Annotated in this window: 23 protein-coding genes; 11 read left to right on the forward strand and 12 right to left on the reverse strand. The window is 53.8% G+C overall.

Going from position 1 to position 26,437, the window contains the following annotated elements:
• The first annotated feature begins 356 nt into the window (after positions 1 to 356).
• The 3 genes from HP566_RS07300 to HP566_RS07310 are packed head-to-tail and all read left to right on the forward strand — an operon-like array spanning position 357 to position 3,446.
• A complete protein-coding gene (locus HP566_RS07300) occupies positions 357 to 2,033 on the forward strand; it encodes a carbon starvation CstA family protein (protein ID WP_249976604.1) in 1,677 nt (558 codons plus the stop codon).
• A gap of 44 nt (positions 2,034 to 2,077) precedes the next feature.
• Positions 2,078 to 2,380 carry a cory-CC-star protein gene (locus HP566_RS07305; RefSeq protein WP_249976605.1) on the forward strand — a complete coding sequence of 101 codons (303 nt, stop codon included), beginning with the start codon at positions 2,078 to 2,080 and terminating at the stop codon, positions 2,378 to 2,380.
• Positions 2,381 to 2,438: 58 nt separating this feature from the next.
• The gene (locus HP566_RS07310) at positions 2,439 to 3,446 is read left to right on the forward strand and encodes an ArsA family ATPase (protein ID WP_249976606.1); all 1,008 of its coding nucleotides are present in this window, start codon (positions 2,439 to 2,441) and stop codon (positions 3,444 to 3,446) included.
• 56 nt (positions 3,447 to 3,502) lie between these two features.
• Here HP566_RS07310 and HP566_RS07315 read toward each other — a convergent pair whose 3' ends face one another.
• The 12 genes from HP566_RS07315 to HP566_RS07370 all read right to left on the reverse strand — a co-directional run bounded on the left by HP566_RS07315 (position 3,503) and on the right by HP566_RS07370 (position 15,314).
• The gene (locus HP566_RS07315) at positions 3,503 to 4,579 is read right to left on the reverse strand and encodes a carboxysome shell carbonic anhydrase (protein ID WP_249976607.1); all 1,077 of its coding nucleotides are present in this window, start codon (positions 4,577 to 4,579) and stop codon (positions 3,503 to 3,505) included.
• Positions 4,580 to 4,608: 29 nt separating this feature from the next.
• Positions 4,609 to 5,247 carry an endonuclease III gene (gene nth, locus HP566_RS07320; protein ID WP_249976608.1) on the reverse strand — a complete coding sequence of 213 codons (639 nt, stop codon included), beginning with the start codon at positions 5,245 to 5,247 and terminating at the stop codon, positions 4,609 to 4,611.
• Positions 5,248 to 5,263: 16 nt separating this feature from the next.
• Positions 5,264 to 5,965, reverse strand: coding sequence for an electron transport complex subunit E (locus tag HP566_RS07325; protein ID WP_249976609.1), 702 nt, complete (start codon positions 5,963 to 5,965; stop codon positions 5,264 to 5,266).
• Positions 5,962 to 6,597, reverse strand: a complete 636-nt coding sequence (gene rsxG / locus HP566_RS07330; RefSeq protein ID WP_249976610.1) for an electron transport complex subunit RsxG — start codon at positions 6,595 to 6,597, stop codon at positions 5,962 to 5,964. Before rsxG ends, HP566_RS07325 begins: the two co-directional genes overlap by 4 nt.
• The gene (locus HP566_RS07335) at positions 6,594 to 7,628 is read right to left on the reverse strand and encodes an RnfABCDGE type electron transport complex subunit D (RefSeq protein ID WP_249976611.1); all 1,035 of its coding nucleotides are present in this window, start codon (positions 7,626 to 7,628) and stop codon (positions 6,594 to 6,596) included. The genes rsxG and HP566_RS07335 overlap by 4 nt, the downstream gene beginning before the upstream one ends.
• Entirely contained in the window at positions 7,625 to 9,289 is a 1,665-nt protein-coding gene (gene rsxC / locus HP566_RS07340; protein WP_249976612.1) for an electron transport complex subunit RsxC, read from the reverse strand. Before rsxC ends, HP566_RS07335 begins: the two co-directional genes overlap by 4 nt.
• A complete protein-coding gene (gene rsxB / locus HP566_RS07345) occupies positions 9,276 to 9,881 on the reverse strand; it encodes an electron transport complex subunit RsxB (RefSeq protein ID WP_249976613.1) in 606 nt (201 codons plus the stop codon). Before rsxB ends, rsxC begins: the two co-directional genes overlap by 14 nt.
• Positions 9,882 to 9,886: 5 nt before the next feature.
• Complete coding sequence (gene rsxA / locus HP566_RS07350) at positions 9,887 to 10,468, reverse strand: electron transport complex subunit RsxA (protein ID WP_249976614.1); 582 nt, start codon at positions 10,466 to 10,468, stop codon at positions 9,887 to 9,889.
• A 127-nt stretch (positions 10,469 to 10,595) separates the two neighbouring features.
• On the reverse strand, positions 10,596 to 12,632 hold the full coding sequence (gene metG / locus HP566_RS07355) for a methionine--tRNA ligase (RefSeq protein ID WP_249976615.1): 2,037 nt from the start codon (positions 12,630 to 12,632) through the stop codon (positions 10,596 to 10,598).
• Between the two features lie 93 nt (positions 12,633 to 12,725).
• Entirely contained in the window at positions 12,726 to 13,007 is a 282-nt protein-coding gene (locus HP566_RS07360) for a hypothetical protein (protein WP_249976616.1), read from the reverse strand.
• A 127-nt stretch (positions 13,008 to 13,134) separates the two neighbouring features.
• Positions 13,135 to 14,316, reverse strand: coding sequence for a 1-acyl-sn-glycerol-3-phosphate acyltransferase (locus HP566_RS07365; RefSeq protein ID WP_249976617.1), 1,182 nt, complete (start codon positions 14,314 to 14,316; stop codon positions 13,135 to 13,137).
• 59 nt (positions 14,317 to 14,375) lie between these two features.
• The gene (locus tag HP566_RS07370; RefSeq protein ID WP_249976618.1) at positions 14,376 to 15,314 is read right to left on the reverse strand and encodes a recombination-associated protein RdgC; all 939 of its coding nucleotides are present in this window, start codon (positions 15,312 to 15,314) and stop codon (positions 14,376 to 14,378) included.
• 144 nt (positions 15,315 to 15,458) lie between these two features.
• On the opposite strand from HP566_RS07370, the gene HP566_RS07375 reads away from it, so the two are divergent.
• From HP566_RS07375 to HP566_RS07410, 8 genes are all read left to right on the forward strand, one after another.
• Positions 15,459 to 15,890 carry an acyl-CoA thioesterase gene (locus tag HP566_RS07375; protein ID WP_284041356.1) on the forward strand — a complete coding sequence of 144 codons (432 nt, stop codon included), beginning with the start codon at positions 15,459 to 15,461 and terminating at the stop codon, positions 15,888 to 15,890.
• Between the two features lie 149 nt (positions 15,891 to 16,039).
• Entirely contained in the window at positions 16,040 to 18,739 is a 2,700-nt protein-coding gene (gene gyrA / locus HP566_RS07380; protein ID WP_249976620.1) for a DNA gyrase subunit A, read from the forward strand.
• On the forward strand, positions 18,723 to 19,826 hold the full coding sequence (serC, locus tag HP566_RS07385) for a 3-phosphoserine/phosphohydroxythreonine transaminase (RefSeq protein WP_249976621.1): 1,104 nt from the start codon (positions 18,723 to 18,725) through the stop codon (positions 19,824 to 19,826). The genes gyrA and serC overlap by 17 nt, the downstream gene beginning before the upstream one ends.
• A gap of 5 nt (positions 19,827 to 19,831) precedes the next feature.
• The gene (pheA, locus tag HP566_RS07390) at positions 19,832 to 20,923 is read left to right on the forward strand and encodes a prephenate dehydratase (protein ID WP_249976622.1); all 1,092 of its coding nucleotides are present in this window, start codon (positions 19,832 to 19,834) and stop codon (positions 20,921 to 20,923) included.
• Entirely contained in the window at positions 20,920 to 23,208 is a 2,289-nt protein-coding gene (locus HP566_RS07395) for a bifunctional prephenate dehydrogenase/3-phosphoshikimate 1-carboxyvinyltransferase (protein WP_249976623.1), read from the forward strand. The genes pheA and HP566_RS07395 overlap by 4 nt, the downstream gene beginning before the upstream one ends.
• Positions 23,201 to 23,887 (forward strand): (d)CMP kinase, encoded by a 687-nt coding sequence (cmk, locus tag HP566_RS07400; RefSeq protein WP_249976624.1) that lies wholly within the window; start codon positions 23,201 to 23,203, stop codon positions 23,885 to 23,887. The genes HP566_RS07395 and cmk overlap by 8 nt, the downstream gene beginning before the upstream one ends.
• A 184-nt stretch (positions 23,888 to 24,071) precedes the next feature.
• On the forward strand, positions 24,072 to 25,748 hold the full coding sequence (gene rpsA / locus HP566_RS07405; RefSeq protein WP_249976625.1) for a 30S ribosomal protein S1: 1,677 nt from the start codon (positions 24,072 to 24,074) through the stop codon (positions 25,746 to 25,748).
• Between the two features lie 289 nt (positions 25,749 to 26,037).
• Entirely contained in the window at positions 26,038 to 26,409 is a 372-nt protein-coding gene (locus HP566_RS07410) for a histone-like nucleoid-structuring protein, MvaT/MvaU family (RefSeq protein WP_249976626.1), read from the forward strand.
• Positions 26,410 to 26,437 lie beyond the last annotated feature (28 nt).

Here is a 26,437-nt window from a genome sequence, read left to right on the forward strand (position 1 = left end):
ATGTTGTTGTTGGCTATTCAAGGAGTTTAGGCAGGCTAGGCTCCGCGGCCAAGACGACCTTCGACGTGTATAACCAGGATGGCTAAAGCGAAAGAGATGACCGGTAACAGCCCCAGGTAATACAGAGCATAAAAACAGCAAGAGCAAGGTGGACATATATTTCTCGCAACGAAGCGGTTGATTGCCCAGGTTAGCCTTTAGAGTGTTGTTGTTACTCTACAACTTTGGGTTTAATTCAAGCTAATAAGCAAGCTTCTTCATGGACTTGAATGCTTTGGCGTACCACTATGGATAAGTGGAATGGAGCTGGTTTCATACGTCAACAATAACGAATAATCACCGAAGGAGCTGCGCCCATGAGTGCTATTTTCCTGCTGGTGGTAGGTCTTGGGGCAATGGCGTTGGGGTATTTTGTATACTCTAAATTTATTGCGCAAAAGATTTACCAACTGGATCCTGACTTTAAAACCCCCGCCCATGAGTTTGAAGACGGGGTTGATTATGTACCTACTAACCGCTTTGTACTGTGGGGACACCACTTCACTTCAGTGGCAGGGGCTGCCCCCATTGTAGGGCCTGCCATTGCTGTTATCTGGGGATGGGCCCCGGCCTTTCTCTGGGTCGTGTTTGGCACCATCTTCTTTGCCGGGATACATGACTTTGGTGCCATATGGGCCAGTGTGCGTAATAAAGCAAAGTCGGTAGGGGCATTAACCGGCGATGTGGTTGGCACGCGCGCGCGCAGCATCTTTATGATTGTGATTTTCCTGGTATTACTGATGGTGAATGCAGTCTTTGCCGTGGTAATAGCGGGCTTGATGATGAACTTCCCAAGTGCCGTGGTTCCTGTATGGGGTGCCATTATTGTGGCGCTTATTATCGGGCAGATGATCTACCGGCGTATCCTTGGTCTCGCGCTTGTTTCAGTGATCGGTGTCATAGCACTGTATGTATTAATTGGCATCGGGCCTTCAGTACCACTGCAAATGCCAGCTGAGGTTGCTGGCATGTCGGGTAATGCAGTATGGATTATTCTGCTGTTTGGCTATGCTGCGATTGCATCGCTGCTGCCGGTATGGATGCTGCTTCAGCCTCGGGATTATATTAATGGCCTTCAGTTATTTATTGGATTGCTGATTCTGTATGGCGCACTGGTGCTGCTCAACCCAACCCTGGTGGCCCCTGCCTTTAACAGCGATGTTCCGGCGGGAACCCCCTCATTAATACCGCTGCTGTTCGTTACTATTGCATGTGGCGCTATCTCTGGCTTTCACGGATTGGTCTCATCCGGTACGACCTCCAAGCAGCTCAACAAAGAAACCGATGCCCGTTTTGTTGGCTACTTTGGTGCCGTTGGCGAAGGTATGTTGGCGCTGGCTGCCATTTTGGCGGCAACCGCTGGGTTTGCCACCCTGGGCGACTGGCAGGCCATGTATACCGCCTTTGGCCAGGGAGGCGTGAATGCCTTCGTTGAAGGTGGAGCCTTTATTATCCATAACGGGCTGGGCCTGCCTGAAGTCACGGCGGCAACACTGCTAACGGTTATGGCTGCCCTGTTTGCGGGTACCACCATGGATACCGGGCTTCGTCTGCAGCGCTACATCTTCCAGGAGTGGGGTGAGATCTATAACCAGCCATGGATGAAAAAGCCATCGATTGCCACCGGGTTAGCGGTGGGTACCTGTTTGCTATTGGCGTTTGGGGCTGGCGGGGCGGATGGGTCAGGGGGGTTAATTATCTGGCCCCTGTTTGGTACCACCAACCAGCTGTTGGCAGGCCTGACGCTACTGGTGATTACCGTCATGCTGGTGCGCATGAAACGCCCTGTGTGGTACACCCTGGCACCGTTATGCTTCCTGCTGGTTATGACCATCATGGCGCTGCTGATACAACTGCGTACTTTCTGGAACCAGGGCAATATGTTCCTGCTGGTACTGGATATCGTGGTGCTGGTGGCGGCGATTATGGTCGCCATGGAGTGTGCTGCTGCGCTGAAGCGCTCCCGTGCTGAGGCTGCCTTGCAAAATGACTAATTACATTCGGATGTACCCGTCAGGCGCCATAAAGGAGCAATGTGATGCACGATGACCCGACCCCTGGGTCATCGTCACGCCGCAATAAATTACGGGCTTGGCTGGAGCAGGCCCGTTTCTTTACCGAGGAGATGTATAGCGCTCGCTACCGGGGGGCTATTGCTCGGGCTCGACGTGATGAAGATGACCTGTTTATGTTGCTGGTTTTTGCCGAAATGATGGGGCTGCAAAATCCAGCCTCCTACTACACGTTGGAGCTACAGCCCCTGCTGCTGGAGCGTTTTCATGAATGGCATCAACGTATGGGCATGGAACACTCGCCTTTGGATCATTTCCGTTGCTGTTAACGGCTCATGTCAGCGCTGATCAATACCGGTAAGCTAGCCGGTCACTTTGGGGAATGCCATGCAAGCAGTACTTAATCGTCGCCTGCTGTGGGTGGGTGGTAAGGGAGGCGTGGGTAAAACCACCGTGGCCGCTTCCTTGGCTGTGCTCGCGGCGCGCCGCGGGAAACGGGTGTTAGTCGTCTCAACCGACCCTGCCCACAGTCTGGGGGATGTCTTTGACCGCTCATTGGGAGATGCACCCCGGCGCTTACAGCCGAATCTGGACGCCATGGAGATTGACCCTGATATTGAGGTAGAGGCCCATCTGGCCCGGGTGGTGGGGCAAATGCGCCGTTATGCAGCGCCAGACATGATGCAGGAACTCGAGCGCCAAATGCGTCTTACACGTCAGTCTCCCGGTACCCAGGAAGCCGCATTGCTTGAGCGTTTAGCCCGTTTAATGATTGATGACTCCGCGCCTTATGATGTGATCATTTTCGACACCGCTCCGACTGGGCACACCTTGCGGCTGTTAACGCTGCCAGAAGCGATGGCCGCATGGACCGATGGTTTGTTGGCACATAACCGAAAGTCAGCGGAGCTTGGCAAAGTATTGGATCACTTGACGCCCAAGCGAGGGCGTGATGTGGCAACGCCGTTTGATGACCCCACGGAAGACCCCCTCAGTGACCTGGATGAGCGGACCCGGGATGTCGCGAGAACACTGATTGAGCGGCGTCGGCTGTTTCATCAGGCGCGAAGGCGAATTGAGGACTCCAACACCTGTAGTTTTCTGTTTGTGATGACGCCAGAGCGTTTGCCTATTTTGGAAACCGAGCGTGCCGTACGCGCGCTGGAAGAGGTGAAAATACCTGTAGCGGGAACGCTTATCAATCGGGTGATTCCGCAAGAGGCGGATGGCGCATTCTTACAGGCGCGCCGTGAGCAGGAAGCCAGCTATCTTGCGCGTATCGACCAGCTGTTTGCTCGGTTGCCGCGCCCTACCTTGCCTTTGCTACCCACGGATGTTCAGGGCATGACGGTATTAGAGATGTTAGCGACAAAACTTGAGCAGCAGGGTTTCTGATGCGGGTATCGTTACTTTCTGCCTATCGTGTGCTACTGAGAGACGGACTCACCATTTCATACTCCATCGAGGGAATCCATTCGCCTGGTTGGCCAGTGCACTACCGCCGTGTGACGGCGCATTTTTTGCGCCAACTGCGGATGTTGCCTGGAAATAACCTGTTCTGCGAACTCTGAGAGAAAGCGAGATTTTAGCTCCGCACGGGCGCGATCCACACCGCTGTGCTGGTAGGGGGTTGAGGCGAGCAGCATAAAACCGTCGCTGGGGATGCGTCCGGCGCGCATATTGGCGTCAATAATCGTTGCGGCAGTACCTATGGGTTCTGCGAGATCGGGTCCATAGGGGCCGATCATCAGTGCTGTATTAGGCAGGTGAAGAAAATCGAAGCCGCGTCCTATGCAAATCACCCACTCCCGGTGCTCAATATCCAGCTCGCGTTCAACGCCCTGAAGCTCGCTTACATGGGCAAGGTTGCCTTCCAGCAGGGGCAGTAGGTCTTGCTGGATCTCCTCGGGCATGTCAGGGCAGAGACTGGCAAGCCTTGCTCCTAGCGCTTCCGGGGGCTGTCCCGGCCATTCCCGTATATCCAGTACATCGCCTTGTTGGCCGTGAAGGATCAGTGCATCGCTATCGGTTTCAAAGCCACATACCAACGGGTAAACCTGTTGATGATCAGTGCCAAACAGTTGACCGGCCTGCTCCGCAATGGCGTATGCATGAGCCTTGGCAGCCTCAGTGTCGCAATTAAAGCCCGCACAGCCCCGTGCCTGATGCCCGCTGGAAAAGTGATAGGTAATCAGCATCAGCGTAGCGCGGCCACTGTTGGCAGCATCCAGTACCGAGTCGGTCAGCAGCTCGCCCAGATATGGCCAACCCAAGTCGAAGATGCCACCTAAATTTCTGAACGGGGTAATAATACCCAGTGGTGTGCGGGTGGCATGGGGAATATGAATTCTGCCATCCATACACTTCATCACCACGATGGAGGTGGGATGTTGGGCCAGGTAGCGCTGTCTGGACAGCCATGCACTGGGGCTACAGAAATGGGCAGCGTGTTGTTTGGAGAGATCCAGTAGTGCATCAATGCGCTGCGCAATAGGCTGGTCATGGAGTAATTTTGCGGGAGTGGGCATGGGCATTCTACCTTTGTCAGCCTGAGTGTTTATCCAAGCTCAGTTTTATCTTTATAGTCGCATAAATCCTCGATAATACAGCTGCCACATCGTGGCTTACGGGCAATGCAGGTATAGCGCCCATGTAGGATCAGCCAGTGGTGGGCATCCTGTTTAAACGCTTTGGGCACATGGCGCAGCAGCTTCTGCTCGACTTCGATCACGTCTTTACCCTTGGCGATGCCGGTGCGGTTTGATACCCGGAAAATATGCGTATCCACTGCGATTGTCGGCTGGCCGAAGGCGGTATTAAGTATTACGTTGGCGGTTTTTCTTCCAACACCGGGTAGGGCTTCCAGCTCTTTGCGGCTTTGAGGCACTTCGCCCCCATGCTGATTGATCAGCAGGTGGCAGGTCTTCATCAGGTTTTCGGCCTTGGTGTTATACAGCCCGATGGTTTTGATATAGCTTTTCAGACCGTCGATACCCAGATCAATGATTGCCTGGGGGGTATTGGCAACAGGAAAGAGCTTGGCGGTGGCTTTATTCACCCCTACGTCAGTCGCCTGGGCTGACAGCAGTACGGCGGCGAGTAGCTCGAAAGGCGTACTCCAGTTGAGTTCGGTGGTGGGGTGTGGATTTTCCGCCTGTAGGCGAGCAAATATGTCATGACGCTTTTGGGCATTCATGGGTGGTCTCTTTACGTTATTTGATCGTACCGGTGACTCGTACCCGACGCTCTGCACGGGGAGTCGCCGCAACAGGGTGTGCTTTGCTGGCGTGGCGTTGGTCGATACTGTTTTTGAGGGCGATTAACAGCCCGGCGACAAAAAAGGCCCCTGGGGGTAGTATGAAAAACAGAAACTGGTAGTCATCAACAAGCGTGAGTTGCCAGTTAGCCGCAGTGGGTCCAAACAGAAGTGACATGCCACTGAATAGCGTGCCTTGGCCGAGCAATTCCCGGATAGCGCCAAGTAATATTAATACGGCGCCAAAGCCCAGCCCCATCATAACGCCATCTATCGCAGCTGGCAGTACCGGCTGACGTGAGGCAAATGCATCGGCGCGGCCTAAAATGGCGCAGTTAGTCACAATTAATGGAATAAAAATTCCCAATACCTGATGCAGCGGGTAAGCGAAGGCGGCCATTAACAGCTCAGCACAGGTAACAAACGCCGCAATGACCATAACAAACGCAGGTAGCCGCACAGCACTGGGTACCTGATGGCGTATTAGCGATATGGTGGTGCTGGCACAGGCCATCACGAGCAGTGTGGCCAGAGCGAGCCCCAGGGCGTTCACCACGCTGCTACTGACCGCCAGCAGAGGGCAAAGCCCGAGTAATTGCACCAGCGCGGGGTTGTTCGACCAGAGCCCTTCGCGGGTCAGTGTGTGCCATTGGCTCATTGGGCAGCCTCTTCAACGTTGAGAGGAAGTGGGCTGTCGGCGGCATATTCAAGCGCTTTATACACTGCCTGAATAACCGCGCGGGGCGTAATGGTTGCGCCAGTGAATGCATCGAACTGCCCCCCATCCTTACTGACAGCCCATCCACTGGATGGCAGGCTGGCTAAACTCAGCCCGTTAAAATCGGTGATCCAGTCGCTGCGCTGGCGCTCAATACCATCGCCAAGCCCTGGTGTTTCCTGGTGCTGGGTAACCCGAACGCCGGTAATGGTATGCTGCTGGTCAATCCCCACCAGTAATCTTATTTCACCGTTGTAACCTTGCCGTGTCACAACAGGTATTACCACCGTGCGCTCTCCCCCACGTTGTACCCACCAGCCGGTTTGTGTCTCCCGGTGCCCCAAGCGCTCTGGCGAGGGGAGTTCAAATGCGCCTTCCAGCACGTCCTCCACTGGCATATCGGCCAGGGTGGTTGGCAGCACTTCCTGTAACTGACGGTGCTGATACGCTAACTGATGTGTAGCGATGCGCTCAGCGGTAATGGCGCGGGTGATGGCAACGCTGCCTGCGGTGACCAGTGAAAACACTCCAAGTGTAAGGGCTCCGCGAAGCATCGCCTGACGGGGCGTCATTGTGGCCCTCCCTGCGTAGGTAGGCGAGCTGGTTTGGGTTGGCCACTGGGACGTGGCACCGTATAGATATCCAATAACGGCACACAAAGATTCATCAGCAGCACGGCAAAGGCAATGGCATCCGGATAACCGCCCAGGGAGCGAATGATCATCACCAGTACGCCAATGCCTGCGCCAAATATAAGCTTGCCACGGCGGCTGGTGGCTGCTGTTACCGGGTCAGTCGCGATAAAGAAAGCACCGAACAGGGTCGCGCCAGTCAGCAGATGAAAGAGCGGCGATGCAAAGTGACTTGGGTCGCTGGCATAAAAAAGCGCTGCAAGCAGGGTGATACTGCCAAGCATTGCGACCGGAATATGCCAGCTGATAATACGCTTGGCGATCAGCAGCAAGCCGCCAGCTAACCACGCCAACGCAATGTTTCGCCATGCACTCAGGGTGCCTTCGGGGAGCGGCTGACTGGCCCAGAACTCGCTGGCAAGCACGGCCTCTCCTTTATGTTTAAAGGCATCCAGCGGTGTGGCGCCGCTAAGGCCATCCAGAGCGGCGGTGGGCAATGAGCCGATAATTTGTGACCACAAGGTTTCAGTAACCAGCGGTTGAGGGGGAGACCACAGCGTCATATACGCAGGGAACGACACCAACAGCAGGGCATAGCCGACCATGGCGGGATTAAAAGGGTTATGACCCAAGCCGCCATATAACTGTTTGGCAACAATAATTGCCGCCAGGACACCGATGCCAATTAACCACCAAGGGCTGGCGGGGGGCAGAGATGCCCCAAGCAGAACGCCACTGAGCAGTGCACTAGAGTCTGTCAGTGCGGGCCGCAGCGGGCGGGAACGCAGTGTTAACACCAGGGCTTCTGCACCCAGTGCTATTAGTGCTGCCAGAAGCACATTGCTCACGACTCCCAGGCCAAAATAGTAGGTCATGGCCCCAAGGCCTGGCAGGGTGGCGATTATTACCCAGCGCATTAAATGGGCGGTAGAAGGGGCCGCGCCCAATGGCGAGGCGTGCATCATGCTCATGGGGCCTCCTTCTGGGGCACAGCGGCGCGTGCTTCTGCAAGCCTGGTATCCGCCGCCTTGAGGTTTTCCTGAGCGGTGGCGAGCTGGATTTCCAAATCATCATGGCGCTGGTTTGGGGCCTGCTCAGTGGCACGGGCCAGCACTTTTTCAGCCTTTTTAACCGCTGCCTTGGCAGCGGTTTGTGCGATTCTTAAGCTACGTAAATCGGCCACAGGAGCCGTATTTGGCCCTGCGTGTGGGCCGGTTGTAGACTGGCGATTTTGAGCCAACCGTGCCTGGCGGCGGGCCTGCTTTTCTGCTTCTTCACGTGCAAGCCTTGCCTGACGAAACTCAAAACGGTGCTTGGCGTGCTCAGACTTGGCGCTTTCTATCCGTTTTAGCCGAATGCGCTGTTTTGCGGCACGATACTCCTGCACCAGAGGAATATAGCTGGGGCAGACAAAGCTACAGGCTCCACACTCAATGCAGTCAAACAGATGCAGCTTTTCCAGCGTGTCATCAGCTTCCGTCTGGTTGTACCAGTGCAATTGCTGCGGCAGCAGCTGTTCGGGACAGACGCTTTCGCAGGCACCACAGCGAATACAGGGCGATTCTGCGGGGACCGGGGGAAGCTCATCTCGCGTGGCGGCAATCAGGCAGTTGGTGGTTTTCAGCACCGGCATTTCCAGGGTGAAAAGCGGTGTTCCCATCATGGGGCCGCCGCTGATTACCTGATAAAGCCGTTCGCGGGACAAGCCCGCGTGATTCAATAGTTCCGCTACCGACATGCCCAGACGAACCCAGACGTTACCAGGATGGCGAATGGCACCGCCGGTTAATGTAATGATGCGCTCAACCAATGGTTTACCGTCTCGCACGGAATGGAGCGCTGCCAGCAGCGTGCCAGGGTTATGGCACAAGACTCCAACATCGACCGGTAACCCGTTGCTGGGTACGTCGCGGTTGAGCAGCTTTTTAATCAGTTGCCGTTCGCCACCACTGGGGTAGCGGGTTTCAATGACCTTCAGTGTTACCTCAATCGGGTGCTGCTGTTCAGTTAGCACATGCTGTAGTGCCTGGATAGCTTGCGGTTTGTTATCTTCAATCCCCACCATAATCTGGCGTGCACCACAGAGTTTGGCGATGAGCTGGGCGCCGTCCAGTACCTCGTGCGGATAGCTGCGTAGCGTTAAATCATCTGCCGTAATGTAGGGTTCGCACTCGGCGGCATTAACGATCAGCGTATCGATGGCGTGGTGACCAGCCACCTGGGCCTTCACATGGGTGGGAAAACCCGCGCCGCCCAGGCCTGCCAGACCGCTCTCTTCAAGCCGTTCAAGTAGTGAATGAGGTGATGCGGTTCGCCAGTCAAGCGCCGACAGCATTTGCCACTTATCCAGTCCATCGGCGTCAATAGTGATAGCTTCATCGTCAATATGGGAAACCATACCGCTGATGCTGGCATGCAGGTTGGCTGACACCATCCCTTCGCGTTTGGCAATCCGTTGCCCCACCTGAACAGTATCGCCTTCCGCGACGCAGGGGCTGGCGGGATTGCCTGCGTGCTGCCTGAGCCGAAGCTGCACACGGGAAGGCAGTGGTGCCGCACATAAGGGCGCCTGGCTGGTGCGGCTTTTGCGTTCGGGCGGATAAATGCCGCCTGGAAAATCATAGGCTGGCATGTTCACTCCTGGCTGACGCACGGTCGCTGACAATCAGGGAAGGCGTTGTGTGGAAAACGGGTTGCCATTGGCTCAGTGGCTTCGCTCTTGGCAGCATATCAATACAGTCGACAGGGCAGGGAGCTACGCATAGATCACAACCGGTACATTCGTCTTCTATCACCGTATGCATCTGCTTGGCGGCACCGATAATGGCATCCACCGGGCATGCCTGAATACACTTGGTACAACCAATGCACTCTGCTTCGCGTATAAACGCTACGCTGTCGTCGGTGGCGGCCTCGCCATCCAGTGGCGCTGGCTCACGGCCCAGCAAATCCGCCAGGGCATGAATTGTCATTTCACCGCCGGGAGGACACTTATTGATTGCGTCACCCTGATTGATCGCTTCCGCATAGGGACGGCAGCCAGGGTAGCCACACTGCCCGCACTGGGTTTGGGGTAGCAGGGCGTCTATTTGCTCAACTAGCGGATTCGCTTCGCCTTTGAAGCGCTCGCTGACCATCCCCAGCAGAGCACCAAAAGTAATGCCCAGCCCTGTCAGCACGCCTATCGCACTGAGAATGCCCCACCACGAAAATGTTTCACCCATGGCGGCTACCCCTGAACCAGGCCTGAAAAACCAAGAAATGCCAATGACATTAAGCTAGCCGTAATCATAGCGATGGCGGCCCCTCTGAATGGCGCAGGAATATCAGCATTGGCCAGACGCTCACGCAGTGCAGCAAATAGCACCAGTATCATTGAAAACCCTAATGCGGCGCCCAAGCCATAGAGTGTGGTGTGGAAAAAGCTCAATTCACGGTTAAGGGAGAGCAGTGCTACGCCAAGCACCGCGCAATTGGTGGTAATCAGCGGCAGAAAAATACCTAATACCTGATGTAGCAGAGGACTGAGCTGACGCACCATGATTTCGGTGAACTGAACGACAGCGGCAATGACTACAATAAAACTGATGGTACGCAGGTAGGTGATCTCAAACGGCACCAACAGGCCGTGATACACCACGTAGCTGGCCGCAGAGGCCAGGGTGAGTACAAAGGTGGTGGCCAGCGACATACCCAGGGCCGACTCCAGCTTGTTGGACACGCCCATGAAGGGGCAGAGTCCTAAAAACTGTACCAGCACGAAATTGTTGACCAGCGCAGTGCTGACCAAAATGATAAAGAGTTCATTCATGGCGGCGTATTGTGCGCAGAAATAGTGTCGCTGGCTAGAGGTGTAGCCTGGCACCGGCTAAATGACCGGAGAAAACAGAGAGGGCAGAGCCGGTCAGGCTCTGCCCTTAGGGTGCTCGTCAAGCCGGTTAGGTGACACGTTGGCCTGGTTCGGCCCCTGAGTCAGGTGAAAGCAGGTAAATGCCTGCTTTATTGGCTGAAGCCAATACCATACCCTCCGACACGCCAAAGCGCATTTTGCGTGGTGCCAGATTGGCAACCATCACGGTCAGGCGGCCCTCTAATGCCTCGGGTGCATAAGCAGAGCGGATACCGGAAAAAACGTTGCGAGTTTCGCCACCAATATCCAGGGTGAGCTGGAGCAGTTTATCGGCTCCTTCTACATATTGGGCCTTGGCAATACGGGCAATACGCAAATCCACTTTGATGAAGTCTTCAAAGCCAATTTCCGGAGCGATTGGCTCTTCTGCCAGCGGCCCCTTCGGCGTGTTTTTCAGCTTTTGCTCTTCCACCAGGTCCTCCTTGGATGCCTCAATCATGGCATTGATCTTATCCCGTTCAACCCGGGTCATCAGCGGCTTGAATTTATTAATCGGATGATTGATCAGTACACTGCTGCGGCTATCCCAGTCGAGTGAATCAATATTGAGGAAATCCCTGGCCTGTTCGGCCATGGAAGGTACTGCAGGTGCGAGATAAACCATTAGCTGGCGGAACAGGTTGATACCCACTGAGCAGATTTCAAGCACCTCGGTGTCACGGCCTTCCAACTTGGCGAGCGCCCAGGGGGCTTTATCAGCGATATAGGTATTGGCCTCATCAGCCAGTTCCATAATCTTACGCATGGCACGGCTAAATTCCCGGGCTTCATAATCGTCAGCGATCTCGTCACCGGCGGCAATAAAGCGGGCTACCATCTTTGGCTCTGCACAGTGTCCGGCCAACGTGCCGTCGCCCAGCTTTTTCACAAAGCCCGCACAACGACTGGCGATATTCACCACTTTGCCCACGAGGTCGGCGTTAACCCGTGCAGCGAAGTCTTCCAGGTTAAGGTCAAGATCGTCGACTTTAGAGGTCAGTTTTGCGGCAAAGTAGTAGCGCAGGTATTCAGGGTTTAAATGCTCTGCGTAGGTAGCCGCTTTAATGAACGTGCCACGGGACTTCGACATCTTCGCGCCATCTACCGTCAGAAATCCGTGGCAATTGATAGCGGTCGGTGTACGCAACTCCGCACCATGTAGCATTGCTGGCCAAAACAGAGCGTGGAAATAGACAATGTCCTTACCGATGAAGTGGTAAACCTCCGCATCGGAATCTTTATGCCAGAAGTGGTCGAAATCGATGCCTTTACGCTCACACAAATTTTTAAAGCTGGCTAAATAGCCAATAGGCGCATCCAGCCAAACGTAAAAGTACTTGCCGGGGGCATCGGGAATTTCAAATCCGAAATAGGGTGCATCCCGGGAAATATCCCATTCATTGAAGCCTGACTCAAACCACTCCATCAGCTTGTTGCGAATTTGCGGCTGAACGTGGCCATCGTTAATCCACTGCTGCAGAAACTCAGCAAAATCAGGCAGCTTAAAGAAGTAGTGTGTAGAGCTGCGTACCTCGGGGGTTGCCCCGGAGATAGCGGAAACCGGGTTGATCAAATCGGCAGGGGTATAGGTGGCACCACACTTTTCACAGTTGTCGCCATACTGGTCATCACTGCCGCATTTAGGGCAGGTTCCTTTTATGAAACGGTCTGCCAGGAAGAGGCCTTTTTGAGGGTCAAACATCTGCTCAATGTCCCGCGTTGCGATATGGCCTTTATCGCGCAGACGCTTGTAGATCAGTTCGCTGAAATAGCGGTTTTCATCAGAATGGGTGGAGTGGTAATTATCAAAGCCCACGCCAAAGCGGGCAAAATCTTCCTGGTGATCCTGGGAAACGCGCTCAATCAGTGCCTCGGGGGTGATGCCTTCCTGCTCTGCGCGCAGCATAATGGCGGTGCCGTGGGCGTCGTCAGCGCATACATAGTAGCATTGCTGGCCACGGCTTTTTTGGAAACGTACCCAAATATCAGTTTGGATATACTCAAGCAGGTGACCAAGATGAATCGCTCCGTTGGCATAGGGGAGCGCGCTCGTCACCAGGATGTTGCGCGGGGCAGTGTTGGACATGGTGAATGATACTTCCAATTAGGCGATAACAAATAAAGACGGCGAAGGTGTGGTGCGCTTCGCCGATAACGTACTGATCGTGTGAGAGTGAGCCTAGTATAGCGCCTGTTCTTCCTGAACGACTTCACGCAGCAATTCCAGAAACAGTTTATCGGCATCAGAGTGTTCAGCCGGATCTTCCGGGATATGTACACTCGTTGTGTCAGATATCTCGTTGGCGATACGCGCCATCACGGCAGGGCTGTTACCCTCGGCCAAATGCTGGCGGGCGATAGCCAGCGATTGTTCAAGAATTTTGGGGTCTTGGAGCAGTTTGCGGATAAAGCCGCTCAGCTCGTTAATAATACGTGTTTTTTGAATTTCTGATGCGGACATTAGGACTCTCCTTAAGACCGCGCTGGGCGAAACGCCAAGCGGACCAATCAATGCCTTGACCATAGCACTTTTTCAGCTTCCGGGCATGCTCTGCCTGGTTGCTGCTGCGTTATATTCGAGAGCGGTATTAGAGGGTTAAACGTCCCGCTTTATGTTTGACGGGGTTGGCGTACTGCTCCAGCCAGTAGGGGCGAAGGGCCTCAGGTACGCTTGCCAGACGTGCTTTGAAGCGCTCCCGGTCCTGGCGGGTAATTGATTTCCGCGCTACCAGCTCCGGGGCCTCACTCAGGGCTTCCAGGGCTAAATAGTGGCTTGGGAATAAACGGTAGCCGCCAATCACCTGCCGGTCGATTTCTGCTGCAACTTCACCTGGGGTTGCCATATCCGCCCCAACGGGGCTGCCAAACTTCAGCTGCACCCGGCCTTTGGAACCGGTAATGCCTGCCACAATCGAGCGGATATCCTCGAACTCACTTTTGGCGTAGCTTCCCTGGGTGGCAATATCATGCAGTTCCTGGGCTTTTTGCAGATCGCAGGGGTCATACTCATAGCTGATCGACACCGGAACCAGCTTGAGTTCGGCAATCGCCTCGCCAAACTCCATGTCACGTTCCGCGTTGCGCTTGGCCATGGTCAACATTTTGATAATGGCTGGGTCAGTGCGGTCGATGCCATTTTTGGCGCGGCCTTCTCGTTGTGCCATCCAGATCGAGTGGTTATCTTTGGTAATTGAATGCCGAATATAGGCTGACAACTGCTGATACGCTGCCAGCATAGCCCGTTTGCCCCGGGCGCTACGCGGAACAATAAAGCTTTTATTCAGGCGCATCAGGTCAGTGACATAGGGCTTTTTAAGTAAATTGTCGCCAATGGCGATGCGCACCGTGTCCCGACCTGCCTGATAGAGCGCATAGTTAACAAACGCAGGGTCCAGGGAAATATCACGGTGATTGCCAATAAACAAGTAGGCGCTATCGTTATCGAGCTTCTCGAGACCCGCCACCTCGAAAGCATCCGTGGTGGTGCGAATCATGCGGTCCATATAATTGGCAATGCGCATTTGGAAGTCGCGGACGGTGGTAACGCCTTTGACTTCTCGACGTATAACATGCCCGGCCAAGGCTCGGGCGATGGGCGGAGCCCATTTTGCCATGCGTGGTAGCCGAAAGCGTGTGAGTGCGTCTAACAGCTCACTGTCTCGTGATAGATGCTCAAGGACAGCAGGCACCTCTTGATCTGTATAAGGGCGAATATCTGCCCAGGGGTCATTGATGGTGTCTGCGTTGAGTGTGTTGTTGTGTTGAGTCATGCGATCCGTTGGGTGTTAAGCAGAAGTAAGTCGTTTGACAGCAGCTGTAAAACCGCACATTAGGTTTGTGGCTGGGCAGCAGGTTCCCGCTGTGCTTCACCGCCAAGCCACTCTAGCAAGCGGGTAACGTCATCGGAAAGCGCCTGTGCCATTAAAATAAAGTCGGTTTCCAATCGGGCCAGGGCGTCATCGCCATCATCGGCATGGTCTGCCTCTTCAATCAATGCATCGCCGAAGCGCAGCGACTTCAGGGCTAAATCATCATGCAGAACAAAGCTCAAGCGACCTTCCAGGCTAATAGCGAGCTTGCTTGCCTGACGCCCGCTTTCAAGTAGCTGCTGAATTTCGTCGCTATCCAGGTCCACCTGACGGGCGCGTAAAACGCCATCATCACCCTTGGCTTTTAGCTCAACCTGATCGCCCAGTTGCAGGTCGGCAGGGCGGCTGGCTGGATCGCCAAGCCATGTGGTCATGGCGCGAATAGGCAGTGTTTGTGAAGAGATAGGCGTAGCTTTTAAGCTGCCCAGGGTTTCGCGCAGCAAATCGAGAATATCTTCAGCTCGGGTCCTGGAGCTGGCATTGATGCCTATCAAATGGCGGCGGGTATCCCACCACACATCAATTTTTTGACTGCGTACAAACGCTCGTGGCAGTAGCTCTTCGGTCACTTGCTCTTTGAGAGCAGTTTTTTCTTTACGGGTAAGTTTCCTGCCTTCGTTGGCTTCGATATCAGCCACCTTTTCGTCGACTTCTTCCTTCACCACTGAGGCGGGCAGCAGACGCTCCTGACGGAGTGCTGACATCAGGCGATGTCCCTGGATTTCATGCAGCAATTGGCCGCCACCAAGGCGCCCAGCAGGCGCTGTCCAGCCTAGTCGCCTGGCATCGGCATTTCCAAGAGGCTTGGCTGCATGGGGCTCTAGTGCGCTTGCTAATGCTGAGCTGTCCAGCTCTGGGGCGCCGTGCAGGCGATATAAATGCAGGTGCTTAAACCACATGTCACCAATCCTATCCAAAAGGTGGCACATTATGTCGAATGCGGGCCTTTCCTGCCAGCATCAAGGTCAATGTCTCCTATTGTAGTTGTTTTAAACTTGTGTTTGATTGAGGCGGTGTCACTATTTATTGATCAGGGAGTGAGTATGTCAATTACCAATGTGGGGCTACGGGTGCGTGGTTATCACCTGGATGGCTATGGTCACGTTAATAACGCGCGTTATCTTGAATTTATGGAGGAGGGACGCTGGGCCTTTTTTGATGAACACCCACGGCTGATCAAGCAACTTCACCAGGGCGGGCAAGCCTTCGTCGTGGTTAATTTAAATATTGATTATCGCGCTGCGGCGGTTCAGGGCGATGATCTTCGTGTATCGACCGGTATTGTCGAGGTGGGTGAACGTAGCGCGATCTGTCATCACCGTATTGTTCGCCAGGACGGCACCCTTGTCGCCCAGGCGGATTTAACCTTTGTGCTGTTGGATATGCAGGCCAATAAAGCTGCTGCTATCGAGGGCGATGTACGGGAGGTGTTGAAACGTCTTGCCGTGACGAAAGAGGCGTTTTCAGCCCAATAAACAATGGCGATGTCTCTGACTGCCCTTGGTGCTTATGCAGTGGTATGATGGCACGGTATCTGCGCGCCGCCTTGTGGTGCATTTAAAGGCGGTATTTTAAGCGCTTTCAACTCTCGCAGTGCCAATGCAGTGCAAAGGATCTGACTTTCATGGGTGACATCGCCAGAGAAATTTTGCCCGTCAATATTGAAGACGAGCTCAAGCAGTCGTACCTCGACTATGCGATGAGTGTCATTATTGGCCGCGCGCTCCCCGACGTGCGTGACGGCCTTAAACCAGTTCACCGGCGTGTATTGTTTGCCATGCATGAACTGGGTAATGACTGGAATAAACCGTACAAGAAGTCGGCGCGTGTCGTCGGCGATGTCATTGGTAAATACCACCCGCACGGTGACAGTGCGGTGTATGACACCATCGTTCGTATGGCCCAGCACTTCTCGATGCGTCACGTACTGGTCGATGGCCAGGGTAACTTTGGCTCTATCGACGGGGATAACGCGGCCGCCATGCGTTATACCGAGGTGCGCATGTCGCGCCTTGCCCACGAGCTGCTGGCAGATCTTGAGAAAGATACTGTCGATTGGGTTGATAACTACGATGGCACTGAACGCATCCCCGAGGTACTGCCGACCAAAGTCCCTAACCTGCTGATTAACGGGTCATCGGGTATCGCCGTGGGCATGGCTACCAATATTCCGCCGCACAATATGCGGGAAGTAATTGATGGCTGTTTGGCGTTAATCGACGATTACACGCTCTCCGTTGATGACCTGATGCAGTACATCCCCGGGCCGGATTTTCCCACGGGCGGCATTATCAATGGCCGTGCGGGCATCCTGGATGCCTACCGCACGGGGCGTGGGCGTATTTATGTCCGAGCCTGCCATACCATTGAGCATGATGATAAGACCGGTCGCGATCACATCATCATCACTGAGTTGCCTTATCAGGTGAATAAGGCACGCTTGATCGAAAAAATCGCTGAACTGGTTAAAGAGAAGAAGATTGAAGGTATCGCCGAGCTTCGCGATGAGTCGGATAAAGATGGCCTGCGCGTGGTTATTGAGATCAAGCGTGGCGAGTCTGGCGATGTGGTGGTCAATAACCTGTTTGCCCAAACGCAATTGCAAAATGTGTTTGGTATCAACATGGTGGCATTGGAGAATGGCCAGCCGCGCACTCTGAATCTAAAAGAGATGCTTGAGGCATTTATCCGCCACCGCCGTGAAGTGGTTACCCGTCGCACACTCTATGAGTTGAAAAAAGCGCGTGAGCGCGGCCACTTATTGGAAGGTCTGGCGGTCGCCATCTCCAATATTGATGAGGTGATTGAGCTGATTAAAGCTTCTCCTAATGCGGCTGAAGCCCGTGAGAAGCTGTTGGCGAAAGTGTGGCGCCCTGGTCAGGTGACGGCCATGCTGGAGCGGGCTGGCGCGACGTCGTGTAAACCCGAAGAGCTGGAGGAGGGGTTCGGTCTTAACCCTTCGGCCACGGAGTATCGTCTGTCACCAGCCCAGGCGCAGGCGATTCTGGAGCTTCGCCTGCATCGTTTGACAGGTCTTGAAACCGAGAAACTGCTTGATGAGTACCTGTCGATCCTAGAGAAAATTGCGGAATTCACCGCTATTCTGGCCTCTCCCGATCGCTTGATGGAGGTGATCCGTGAAGAGCTGCACGCTGTGCGCGATCAGTTTGGCGATGACCGTCGTACGGAAATTCAGGCCAGCCATCTCGATTTGTCGATTGAAGACCTGATCGCCGAAGAAGACATGGTGGTAACGGTATCCCGCTCCGGCTACGCCAAAACCCAGCCGCTTTCCGACTATCAGGCCCAGCGCCGTGGTGGTCGTGGTAAGTCAGCTACTGCCATGAAAGATGAAGATGTCATCGAGCACCTTTTGGTGGCATCGACCCATGATACCGTATTGCTGTTCTCGAACCGCGGCAAGGTGTACTGGCTGAAAGTGTATGAAATGCCCAATGCCAGCCGTGGCTCCCGGGGTAAGCCGCTGGTCAATATGCTGCCTCTGGAAGAGGGCGAGGCGGTTAATGCCATTCTGCCGGTACGTGACTACGACCCGGAACATTACATCTTCTTTGCAACAGCGAACGGCACAGTTAAGCGTACCAGTCTTGAGCAGTTCTCCCGCCCGCGTAGTGTGGGCTTGATTGCCATTGACCTGGACGAGGGGGATCGACTGGTAGGCGCCGCTATTACTTCTGGCACTGATCATGCCATGTTGCTCTCTTCCAATGGCAAGGCGATTCGCTTTGAAGAGGGCAATGTTCGCGCCATGGGGCGTACGGCCCGTGGTGTACGTGGTATGCGTTTGGCCGATAAGGCTGAAGTGATCAGCCTGATTATTCCCAAGAGTCAGCAGATTGATGCCGAGGCTGATGCCGAGGGCGAAGTTCAGGTGGAAGCTGCTGAAGCCTCCCAGGCTGAGGGGCAGATTTATATTCTGACCGCCAGCGAGAATGGTTATGGTAAACGCACGCGCCTGGAAGAGTTCCCGCTTCGTGGCCGTGGCGGCCAGGGCGTGATTGCCATGCAAACCAGCGAGCGTAATGGTGAGTTGGTGGCCGCGATGCAGGTCTATGACTGTGATGAAATGATGTTGATCACCGATCGTGGCACGCTGGTACGCACCCGTGTGGAAGAGGTGTCTACCACCTCCCGTAATACCCAGGGCGTGATGCTCATCAGGCTGGGTAAAGAAGAAAAATTAGTCAAAACCGTCCGCGTGGATGAACCCGTTGACAGCGATATTGAAGCGCTTGAAGAAGGGGAGCTAGGTGGTGCTGACGATGGCGCACAGGAAGCAGGGGCCGATGACACGTCATTATAACTTTTGCGCAGGGCCAGCGGCCTTGCCAACAGCCGTACTTGAACGCGCACAAAATGAACTACTGGATTATCAGGGGCGTGGATTGTCGGTAATGGAGATGAGTCATCGCAGTGATGATTTTATTGCCATTGCCGAACGTGCAGAAGCTGACCTTCGCCAACTATTGGGCATTCCTGGCAACTACAAGGTGTTGTTCCTTCAGGGTGGTGCCAGCATGCAGTTTGCGATGCTGCCGATGAACCTGCTGGGCCGGGGGGGCAGTGCGAATTTTGTCCAAACGGGCATTTGGGGCAAAAAAGCACTTAGCGAGGCCAAACGGCTTGGTTTCGAGTGTCACGTGGCTGGCAGTAGTGAGGCGAACGGCCATGTTGCTGTGCCCAACCATGATACCTTGTGTGTTAGCGGTGATGCTGTCTATCTGCATTACACCTCCAATGAAACGATTGGCGGGCTGGAGTTTGATTATACGCCCCTGGTAAAGCGTGCTGATGGCGTTGATGTGCCTCTGGTCTGTGATATGTCATCGAACATTTTGTCTGGCCCCATCAATGTCGCTGACTTTGGGGTTATCTATGCTGGTGCGCAAAAGAATATTGGCCCCGCTGGCCTGACACTGGTGATTGTTCGCGATGATCTGCTAGGTAAGGCTCAATCAGGTATTCCGTCCCTGTTTGACTATCAGTTGCTGGCTGAAGCTGGTTCGATGGTTAATACTCCACCGACCTATGCGTGGTATTTAGCAGGCCTGGTCTTTCAGTGGCTTAAGGATGACGTGGGCGGCCTGGATGCTATGAATGTGCTGAATCAGCGCAAAGCAGACAAGCTTTATGCGGCTATTGATAGTAGTGCTTTTTATAGCAACCCTATCGCTGAGCATAATCGTTCGCGTATGAACGTGCCCTTCGTATTGGCGGATGCTGCATTGGACAAAACGTTTTTACAAGAGGCGGACGCGGCAGGGTTGCTAAACTTGAAGGGCCACCGCAGCGTGGGCGGTATGCGCGCCAGTTTATATAACGCGGTACCTGAAGAAGCGGTGAATGCCTTAATCGCCTTTATGGCGGATTTTGAACAACGAAGAGGCTAACCAGGATGTCCGATACGCCAATCAATTTAGACGAATTACGTCAACGTATCGACCAGTTGGATGGCGATATATTACGCCTGATTAGCGAGCGGGCGAATTGTGCCCAGCAAGTGGCCCATGTAAAGCTTGCTGAAGATAAAGATACTGTGTTTTATCGCCCAGAGCGTGAAGCGCAGGTACTGCGCCGGATTATGTCGCTTAATAAGGGCCCGCTGGATTCTGAGGAAATGGCGCGACTGTTTCGCGAAATCATGTCGGCGTGTCTGGCCCTCGAACAGCCTATTAAAGTGGCTTATCTTGGCCCGGAAGGCACCTTTACCCAACAGGCGGCCTTAAAGCACTTTGGCGAAAGCGCGGTTAGCTTGCCGATGGCCGCCATTGATGAAGTGTTCCGGGAAGTAGAGGCCGGGGCCGTTAATTACGGCGTAGTGCCGGTGGAGAACTCCACTGAAGGTGTTGTTAATCATACGCTTGATACCTTTATGGACTCTTCCATCAAGATTTGTGGTGAAGTCGTTCTGCGTATTCACCACCATCTGCTGATCAGTGAAACCACACGTAAAGATAAAGTCTCACGGATTTACTCCCACCCCCAATCGTTTGGTCAGTGTCGCAAATGGCTGGATGCCCACTATCCTCATGCGGAACGTGTACCTGTTTCTTCCAATGCGGAAGCTGCCAAGCTGGTGAAAACGGAGTGGCACAGTGCGGCGATTGCCGGTGATATGGCGGCTAAGCTTTATGGCCTGGAGCGCATTGCAGACAAAATTGAAGATCGTCCCGACAACTCAACGCGCTTCCTGATTATTGGCAATGATGACGTGCCCATGTCGGGTGAAGATAAAACGTCGATTGTGGTTGCTATGCGTAACCAGCCGGGAGCACTGCACGAATTGCTAGAACCCTTCCATCGCCACAAAATTGATCTAACACGTATCGAAACCCGCCCGTCACGGGTAGGGGCGTGGAATTACGTGTTCTTTATTGATTTTAAAGGCCACCGTGACCAGCCACAGGTGTCAGCAGTGCTCGAGGAGGTGCGTTTGCGCGCCTCCGAGTTACGCGTTCTGGGTTCATACCCGCAGGGCGTGCTGTGACGGTGTTGGTACCTGGCATTGAGGGGCGTTCGGCATGTACTGAGGAGCGGCTACTGATTGTTGGGCTTGGGCTGATTGGTGGTTCCCTTGCGGCAGCGCTGCGCTCATCAGGCTTTAATGGGCAGATTGTGGCGTGTGATCCTAATGCCGATGAAGTGGCCCTGGGGAAAGAGATGGGTCTGATAGACTCAGGCGGTACCGAGCTGGCTGAGTTGTTGGAAAATGTCTCCATGGCAGTGCTGGCGGTGCCTGTGCTTGCCATGGAAAGCGTGATGAAAACGCTTGCAGGCTCGCTTTCAGCCGCCGCACCTAATGTGGTCATTACCGATGTTGGCAGCACGAAAGCAACCGTTCGTGAGTGTGCCGAGGCAGTGTTTGGCTGCGTGCCTTCCAACATGGTGCTTGGCCACCCCATCGCAGGTTCTGAAAAAAGCGGTGTATCGGCCGCGAACCCCTCACTCTACCTCAATCACAAAGTCATTCTTACTCCCGAGCCGGATGTCTTGTTGGACGCACTGGTGCGGGTGAAAACTCTCTGGCAGGCCTGTGGTGCTGAGGTGCTGCAGATGAGTGTTGAGCGGCATGACCAGGTGCTTGCCCGTACCAGCCATTTACCGCATTTGTTGGCCTTTTCCCTGGTCGATACATTGGCGCGTCAAGATGAGCGGCTGGATATTTTCCGCTACGCTGCGGGTGGGTTTCGTGACTTTACCCGTATCGCGGGAAGCGACCCGGTGATGTGGCGGGATATTTTTATCGCCAACCGTGATGCGGTTTTATCGTCCCTGGATGATTTTGAAGCGGGGCTTGCACGGCTACGGCAAGCCATTGAGTGTGGCGATAGTGATGCACTGATTGCCACGTTTGATCGCGCCAGTCATGCCCGGCACTATTTTGATACCTTATTGAATAAAACCAGTTATCAGGCGGAATATCATATGCAACCACACGGTAAAGTTACCTATCGGGTACGGCCAGGTGGCCAGGCGCAGGGGCGTTTGCGCGTGCCAGGCGACAAATCAATGTCCCACCGCTCTATTATGTTGGGCGCCTTAGCTGAAGGTGTTACCGAAGTTAAGGGTTTTTTAGAGGGTGAAGATAGCCTGGCAACCCTGCAGGCGTTCAGGGAAATGGGGGTTGCTATTGAAGGTCCTCATCAAGGGCGCGTGACCATTCATGGGGTGGGAATGCATGGCTTAAAGCCGCCAGCTGGACCGCTGTATGTGGGTAACTCAGGGACTGCAATGCGTCTGTTTGCCGGGTTATTGGCAGGCCAGGCGTTTGATAGTGAATTAACCGGTGATGAGTCGCTAACCAAGCGGCCTATGGGGCGGGTAGCCGACCCGCTGCGCCTGATGGGCGTTGCCATTGATACTGCTGAGGGAGGGCGTCCGCCGCTTAAGATTCATGGTGGCGCAGCGCTTAAGGGTATTGATTACGATATGCCGATGGCCAGTGCTCAGGTGAAGTCCTGCTTATTGCTGGCAGGTATGTATGCCGAGGGTGAAACCCGCGTACGTGAACCTGCGCCCACACGCGACCATACTGAGCGTATGTTAAACGGTTTTGGCTATCCCGTTTCCCGTGAAGGCGATACCTGCTGGCTACAGGGTGGCGGAAAGCTAACCGCTGGCACGATTGATGTGCCTTCTGATATCTCTTCCGCAACCTTCTTTCTGGTGGCCGCCGCCATTACTCCGGGTGCTGACATCACCTTGGAGCATGTTGGAATCAACCCCACCCGGATCGGGGTCATCAATATTCTCACCCTTATGGGGGCTGACCTTACGCTTGAAAATGAGCGAGAGGTGGGTGGCGAGCCTGTAGCGGATATTCGTATTCGCTATGCACCCCTTAACGGTATCGATATCCCCGTGGAGCAAGTGCCGCTGGCTATTGATGAGTTTCCTGCGCTGTTTATCGCTGCCGCTAATGCGCGGGGTACAACACGTTTGCGCGGAGCTGAGGAGCTACGGGTAAAAGAGTCCGACCGTATTCAGGCCATGGCAGATGGCTTGGCGACGTTAGGCGTCGAGCACACCGTCGTTGAAGATGGTATTGATATTATTGGCAACGGTAATGATCAGGTGCCCAGTTATGGTGGTGGCCGTATTGATAGTTTGGGCGATCACCGGATTGCTATGGCATTTGCCATCGCCGCGTTACGGGCCGGTGATGACATCATCATTGAGGATTGCGCCAACGTTGCCACCTCCTTTCCGGATTTTGTCGCCCTGGTCCAGCGTATTGGCATGAGCATTAATGTGGGGGGCGATAATGTCTAACGTACCGGTGCTAACCATTGACGGGCCTGGGGGGGCGGGCAAAGGTACTATCAGCAGCCTGATCGCCGAACACCTTAACTGGCACCTTCTCGACAGTGGCGCGCTCTACCGGCTGACGGCACAGGCCGCTCTGAAGCATGATGTGGCTTTGGATGATGAGGTCTCTCTGGCCAAGCTTGCTGCCCAGTTGGATGTTGCCTTTCCGGTAACCGATGGCCAGCCATGTACCTTGCTGGAAGGTGAGGATGTCACCCACGCCATTCGCACGGAACAGGCAGGCGAGCGCGCATCACAGGTTGCTGCCTTGCCCTGTGTGCGTGAAGCTCTGCTGCAACGGCAGAGAGATTTTTGCCAGTTGCCTGGTTTGGTGGCAGATGGCCGCGATATGGGAACCGTGGTGTTTCCTGAGGCGCCGCTTAAGATTTTTCTCACCGCCAGCGCGGAAGAACGGGCTCATCGACGGCATCAACAGTTGCAGGAAGCCGGGGTGAATGCTAGTCTTTCGAGTCTTTTGAAGGAGATTCAGGCGCGCGATGCACGCGACACGCAGCGCAGTGTGGCCCCTCTCAAGCCGGCAGATGATGCCATAACGCTTGATACCACATGCCTGAGCATACCGGAAGTGGTTGATCGGCTGACCGATCTGCTGGCCCAGCGTGGCATGGCAAACGGCATTTGATTCTCCCTTGCGGCGTTTTTGGAAAGGTGTCACGACGTGGCAGGGCGATAACTCCATATCAGTGAGCCCGGTCAGGTCTAACCAGCGCTAACACCGCCAAAAGCTGAATGACATTAGGCCCGTACTCGCTGGTGGTACGGAGAAGGCATTTATGCCTCAACAACGTTGATCACGTAGGAAAACCATGAGCGAAAGCTTTGCTGAACTGTTTGAACAGTCTCTTAACGACATCAACATGGAGCCAGGCGCTATTGTCGCGGCCCAGGTTGTCGACATTGATGGTGACTGGGTTACCGTCAACGCTGGTCTGAAATCTGAAGGTCAGATCCCCGCGGCACAATTCCGCGATGAAAATGGTGAATTAAACATCGCGATCGGCGACGACGTTCATGTTGCGCTGGAAGCCGTTGAAGATGGCTTCGGTGAAACACGTCTGTCCCGTGAAAAAGCCAAGCGCGCAGAAGCTTGGAAGATTCTGGAAGCAGCCTTCGAAAAAGACGAAATCGTCAAGGGCGTGATCAACGGTAAAGTTAAAGGCGGCTTCACTGTCGACGTCGACTCTATCCGTGCCTTCTTGCCGGGTTCTCTGGTTGACGTTCGTCCGGTTCGTGATACTGCGCACCTGGAAAACAAAGAGCTGGACTTTAAAGTCATCAAGCTTGATCCGAAGCGCAACAACGTTGTTGTATCGCGTCGTGCAGTGCTTGAAGCAGAGAACAGTGCCGAGCGCGAAGCGCTACTGGCAACGCTGCAGGAAGGTCAGCAGATTAAAGGTATCGTTAAGAACCTGACCGACTACGGCGCCTTCGTTGACTTGGGCGGTGTTGATGGCCTGCTGCACATCACCGATATGGCGTGGAAGCGCATCAAGCATCCGTCAGAAATCGTTGCGGTTGGCGATGAAATCAACGTTAAAGTGCTGAAGTTTGACCGTGAGCGCAATCGCGTTTCTCTGGGTCTGAAGCAGCTTGGCGAAGATCCGTGGGTCAACATCAAAGAGCGTTATCCGGAAGGCACCAAAGTTCATGCTGTGGTCACTAACCTGACCGATTACGGCTGCTTTGCTGAGCTGGAAGAAGGCGTTGAAGGTCTGGTTCACGTTTCTGAAATGGACTGGACCAACAAAAATATCCATCCGTCTAAAGTTGTCCAGGTGGGCGACGATGTTGACGTTATGGTTCTGGATATCGATGAAGAGCGCCGTCGTATTTCTCTGGGTATCAAGCAGTGTACTGCTAACCCATGGGAAACATTTAACGCTGAATATAACAAGGGCGACCGCGTTTCAGGTACCATCAAGTCAATCACTGACTTTGGTATCTTTATCGGCCTTGAAGGCGGTATCGATGGTCTGGTTCACCTGTCAGATATCTCCTGGACAGAGACTGGCGAAGAAGCGGTTCGCAACTTCAAGAAAGGTGACGAAGCGGAAGCCGTTATTCTTTCCATCGACCCAGAACGCGAGCGCATCTCTTTAGGTATCAAGCAAATGGATTCTGATCCAGTTGCTGAATACCTGTCTGTTAACGACAAGGGCAGTATCGTTACTGGCCGTGTTGTTGAAGTAGACGCAAAAGAAGCTCACGTTGAGTTGGCAACTGATGTTATCGCTATTCTGAAAGCCTCTGAAATCAGCGCGGATCGTGTCGAAGACGCACGCAACGTTCTGAACGAAGGCGACAGTGTTGAAGCGCGTATTGTCAACGTCGATCGTAAGAGCCGTCAGATTAACCTGTCGGTTAAAGCGAAAGAGCAGGACGATACCCGTCAGAACCTGAAGAAACTGCGTGAGCAGGAACCTGAAGCTGGTGGTCCAACCACCATTGGTGATCTGATCAAGCAGCAAATGGGACAAGACTAATTAATTAATCTTTGTCTCTAAAGGCGCCGCCCAATTAGGGCGGCGTTTTTTATGGCTTTTATTGTGAGAAACAGCGTAGTAATTGTTTGTTATCTGCTAATTTAAAAGCTAAACTTTTAATTGTTCGCTAAGCTATGAAAATTGATTAGTAATTAGCACAAATTCAACTAGACTAGTTGTCAGCTAGCGTTTTTGCGGCAATAATGTGTCCGCATCCTGAACTAGTTAGGTATTGAGTTGGTCCACTGAATACCTTGTGCGTTTTAACCTAAGCAACATAGGAATCCCCATGTCACTCTTAAACGAATATATTCAGAAAGAGCAGCAGCTAAAACAACTGCAAGAAGATCTACAACGTCTGGAAGGTGATCAGCGCTTGAAAAGCGAGCTTGAATTTAAAGCTAAGCTTGAAGCACTGATGAATGAGTTTGGTAAACGTCCTTCGGATGTTATTGCACTATTAGACCCGACGTCAGACCAGCGCAGTTCAAAAGCTCCTGCAGCATCAACGCGCCGTAAACGTCGCCTGAAAATTTATAAAAACCCCCACACTGGTGATGTCATCGAAACCCGTGGTGGTAATCATAAAGGTCTGCGTAGCTGGAAGGATGAGCATGGCGATGAAGCCGTGGAGTCCTGGCTGGTCCGCATGGAAGACTAAGCAATTTTAAACCGGCATTTCTAACGAG

This window comes from Vreelandella olivaria, from assembly GCF_023507745.1.
Taxonomy (GTDB): Bacteria; Pseudomonadota; Gammaproteobacteria; order Pseudomonadales; family Halomonadaceae; genus Vreelandella; species Vreelandella olivaria_A.

What these genes read in the sequence shown, in the direction of transcription:
- HP566_RS07375 (WP_284041356.1), top strand. Translation starts at nt 15,459, where the DNA reads ATGTCAATTACCAATGTGGGGCTACGGGTGCGTGGTTATCACCTGGAT.
- HP566_RS07360 (WP_249976616.1), bottom strand. Translation starts at nt 13,007, where the DNA reads ATGTCCGCATCAGAAATTCAAAAAACACGTATTATTAACGAGCTGAGC.
- nth (WP_249976608.1), bottom strand. Translation starts at nt 5,247, where the DNA reads ATGAATGCCCAAAAGCGTCATGACATATTTGCTCGCCTACAGGCGGAA.
- HP566_RS07315 (WP_249976607.1), bottom strand. Translation starts at nt 4,579, where the DNA reads ATGCCCACTCCCGCAAAATTACTCCATGACCAGCCTATTGCGCAGCGC.
- rsxB (WP_249976613.1), bottom strand. Translation starts at nt 9,881, where the DNA reads ATGGGTGAAACATTTTCGTGGTGGGGCATTCTCAGTGCGATAGGCGTG.
- rsxA (WP_249976614.1), bottom strand. Translation starts at nt 10,468, where the DNA reads ATGAATGAACTCTTTATCATTTTGGTCAGCACTGCGCTGGTCAACAAT.
- HP566_RS07410 (WP_249976626.1), top strand. Translation starts at nt 26,038, where the DNA reads ATGTCACTCTTAAACGAATATATTCAGAAAGAGCAGCAGCTAAAACAA.
- HP566_RS07305 (WP_249976605.1), top strand. Translation starts at nt 2,078, where the DNA reads ATGCACGATGACCCGACCCCTGGGTCATCGTCACGCCGCAATAAATTA.
- rsxC (WP_249976612.1), bottom strand. Translation starts at nt 9,289, where the DNA reads ATGCCAGCCTATGATTTTCCAGGCGGCATTTATCCGCCCGAACGCAAA.
- serC (WP_249976621.1), top strand. Translation starts at nt 18,723, where the DNA reads ATGACACGTCATTATAACTTTTGCGCAGGGCCAGCGGCCTTGCCAACA.
- rsxG (WP_249976610.1), bottom strand. Translation starts at nt 6,597, where the DNA reads ATGACGCCCCGTCAGGCGATGCTTCGCGGAGCCCTTACACTTGGAGTG.
- HP566_RS07300 (WP_249976604.1), top strand. Translation starts at nt 357, where the DNA reads ATGAGTGCTATTTTCCTGCTGGTGGTAGGTCTTGGGGCAATGGCGTTG.
- HP566_RS07370 (WP_249976618.1), bottom strand. Translation starts at nt 15,314, where the DNA reads ATGTGGTTTAAGCACCTGCATTTATATCGCCTGCACGGCGCCCCAGAG.
- HP566_RS07365 (WP_249976617.1), bottom strand. Translation starts at nt 14,316, where the DNA reads ATGACTCAACACAACAACACACTCAACGCAGACACCATCAATGACCCC.
- HP566_RS07325 (WP_249976609.1), bottom strand. Translation starts at nt 5,965, where the DNA reads ATGAGCCAATGGCACACACTGACCCGCGAAGGGCTCTGGTCGAACAAC.
- rpsA (WP_249976625.1), top strand. Translation starts at nt 24,072, where the DNA reads ATGAGCGAAAGCTTTGCTGAACTGTTTGAACAGTCTCTTAACGACATC.
- metG (WP_249976615.1), bottom strand. Translation starts at nt 12,632, where the DNA reads ATGTCCAACACTGCCCCGCGCAACATCCTGGTGACGAGCGCGCTCCCC.
- HP566_RS07310 (WP_249976606.1), top strand. Translation starts at nt 2,439, where the DNA reads ATGCAAGCAGTACTTAATCGTCGCCTGCTGTGGGTGGGTGGTAAGGGA.
- pheA (WP_249976622.1), top strand. Translation starts at nt 19,832, where the DNA reads ATGTCCGATACGCCAATCAATTTAGACGAATTACGTCAACGTATCGAC.
- cmk (WP_249976624.1), top strand. Translation starts at nt 23,201, where the DNA reads ATGTCTAACGTACCGGTGCTAACCATTGACGGGCCTGGGGGGGCGGGC.
- gyrA (WP_249976620.1), top strand. Translation starts at nt 16,040, where the DNA reads ATGGGTGACATCGCCAGAGAAATTTTGCCCGTCAATATTGAAGACGAG.
- HP566_RS07335 (WP_249976611.1), bottom strand. Translation starts at nt 7,628, where the DNA reads ATGAGCATGATGCACGCCTCGCCATTGGGCGCGGCCCCTTCTACCGCC.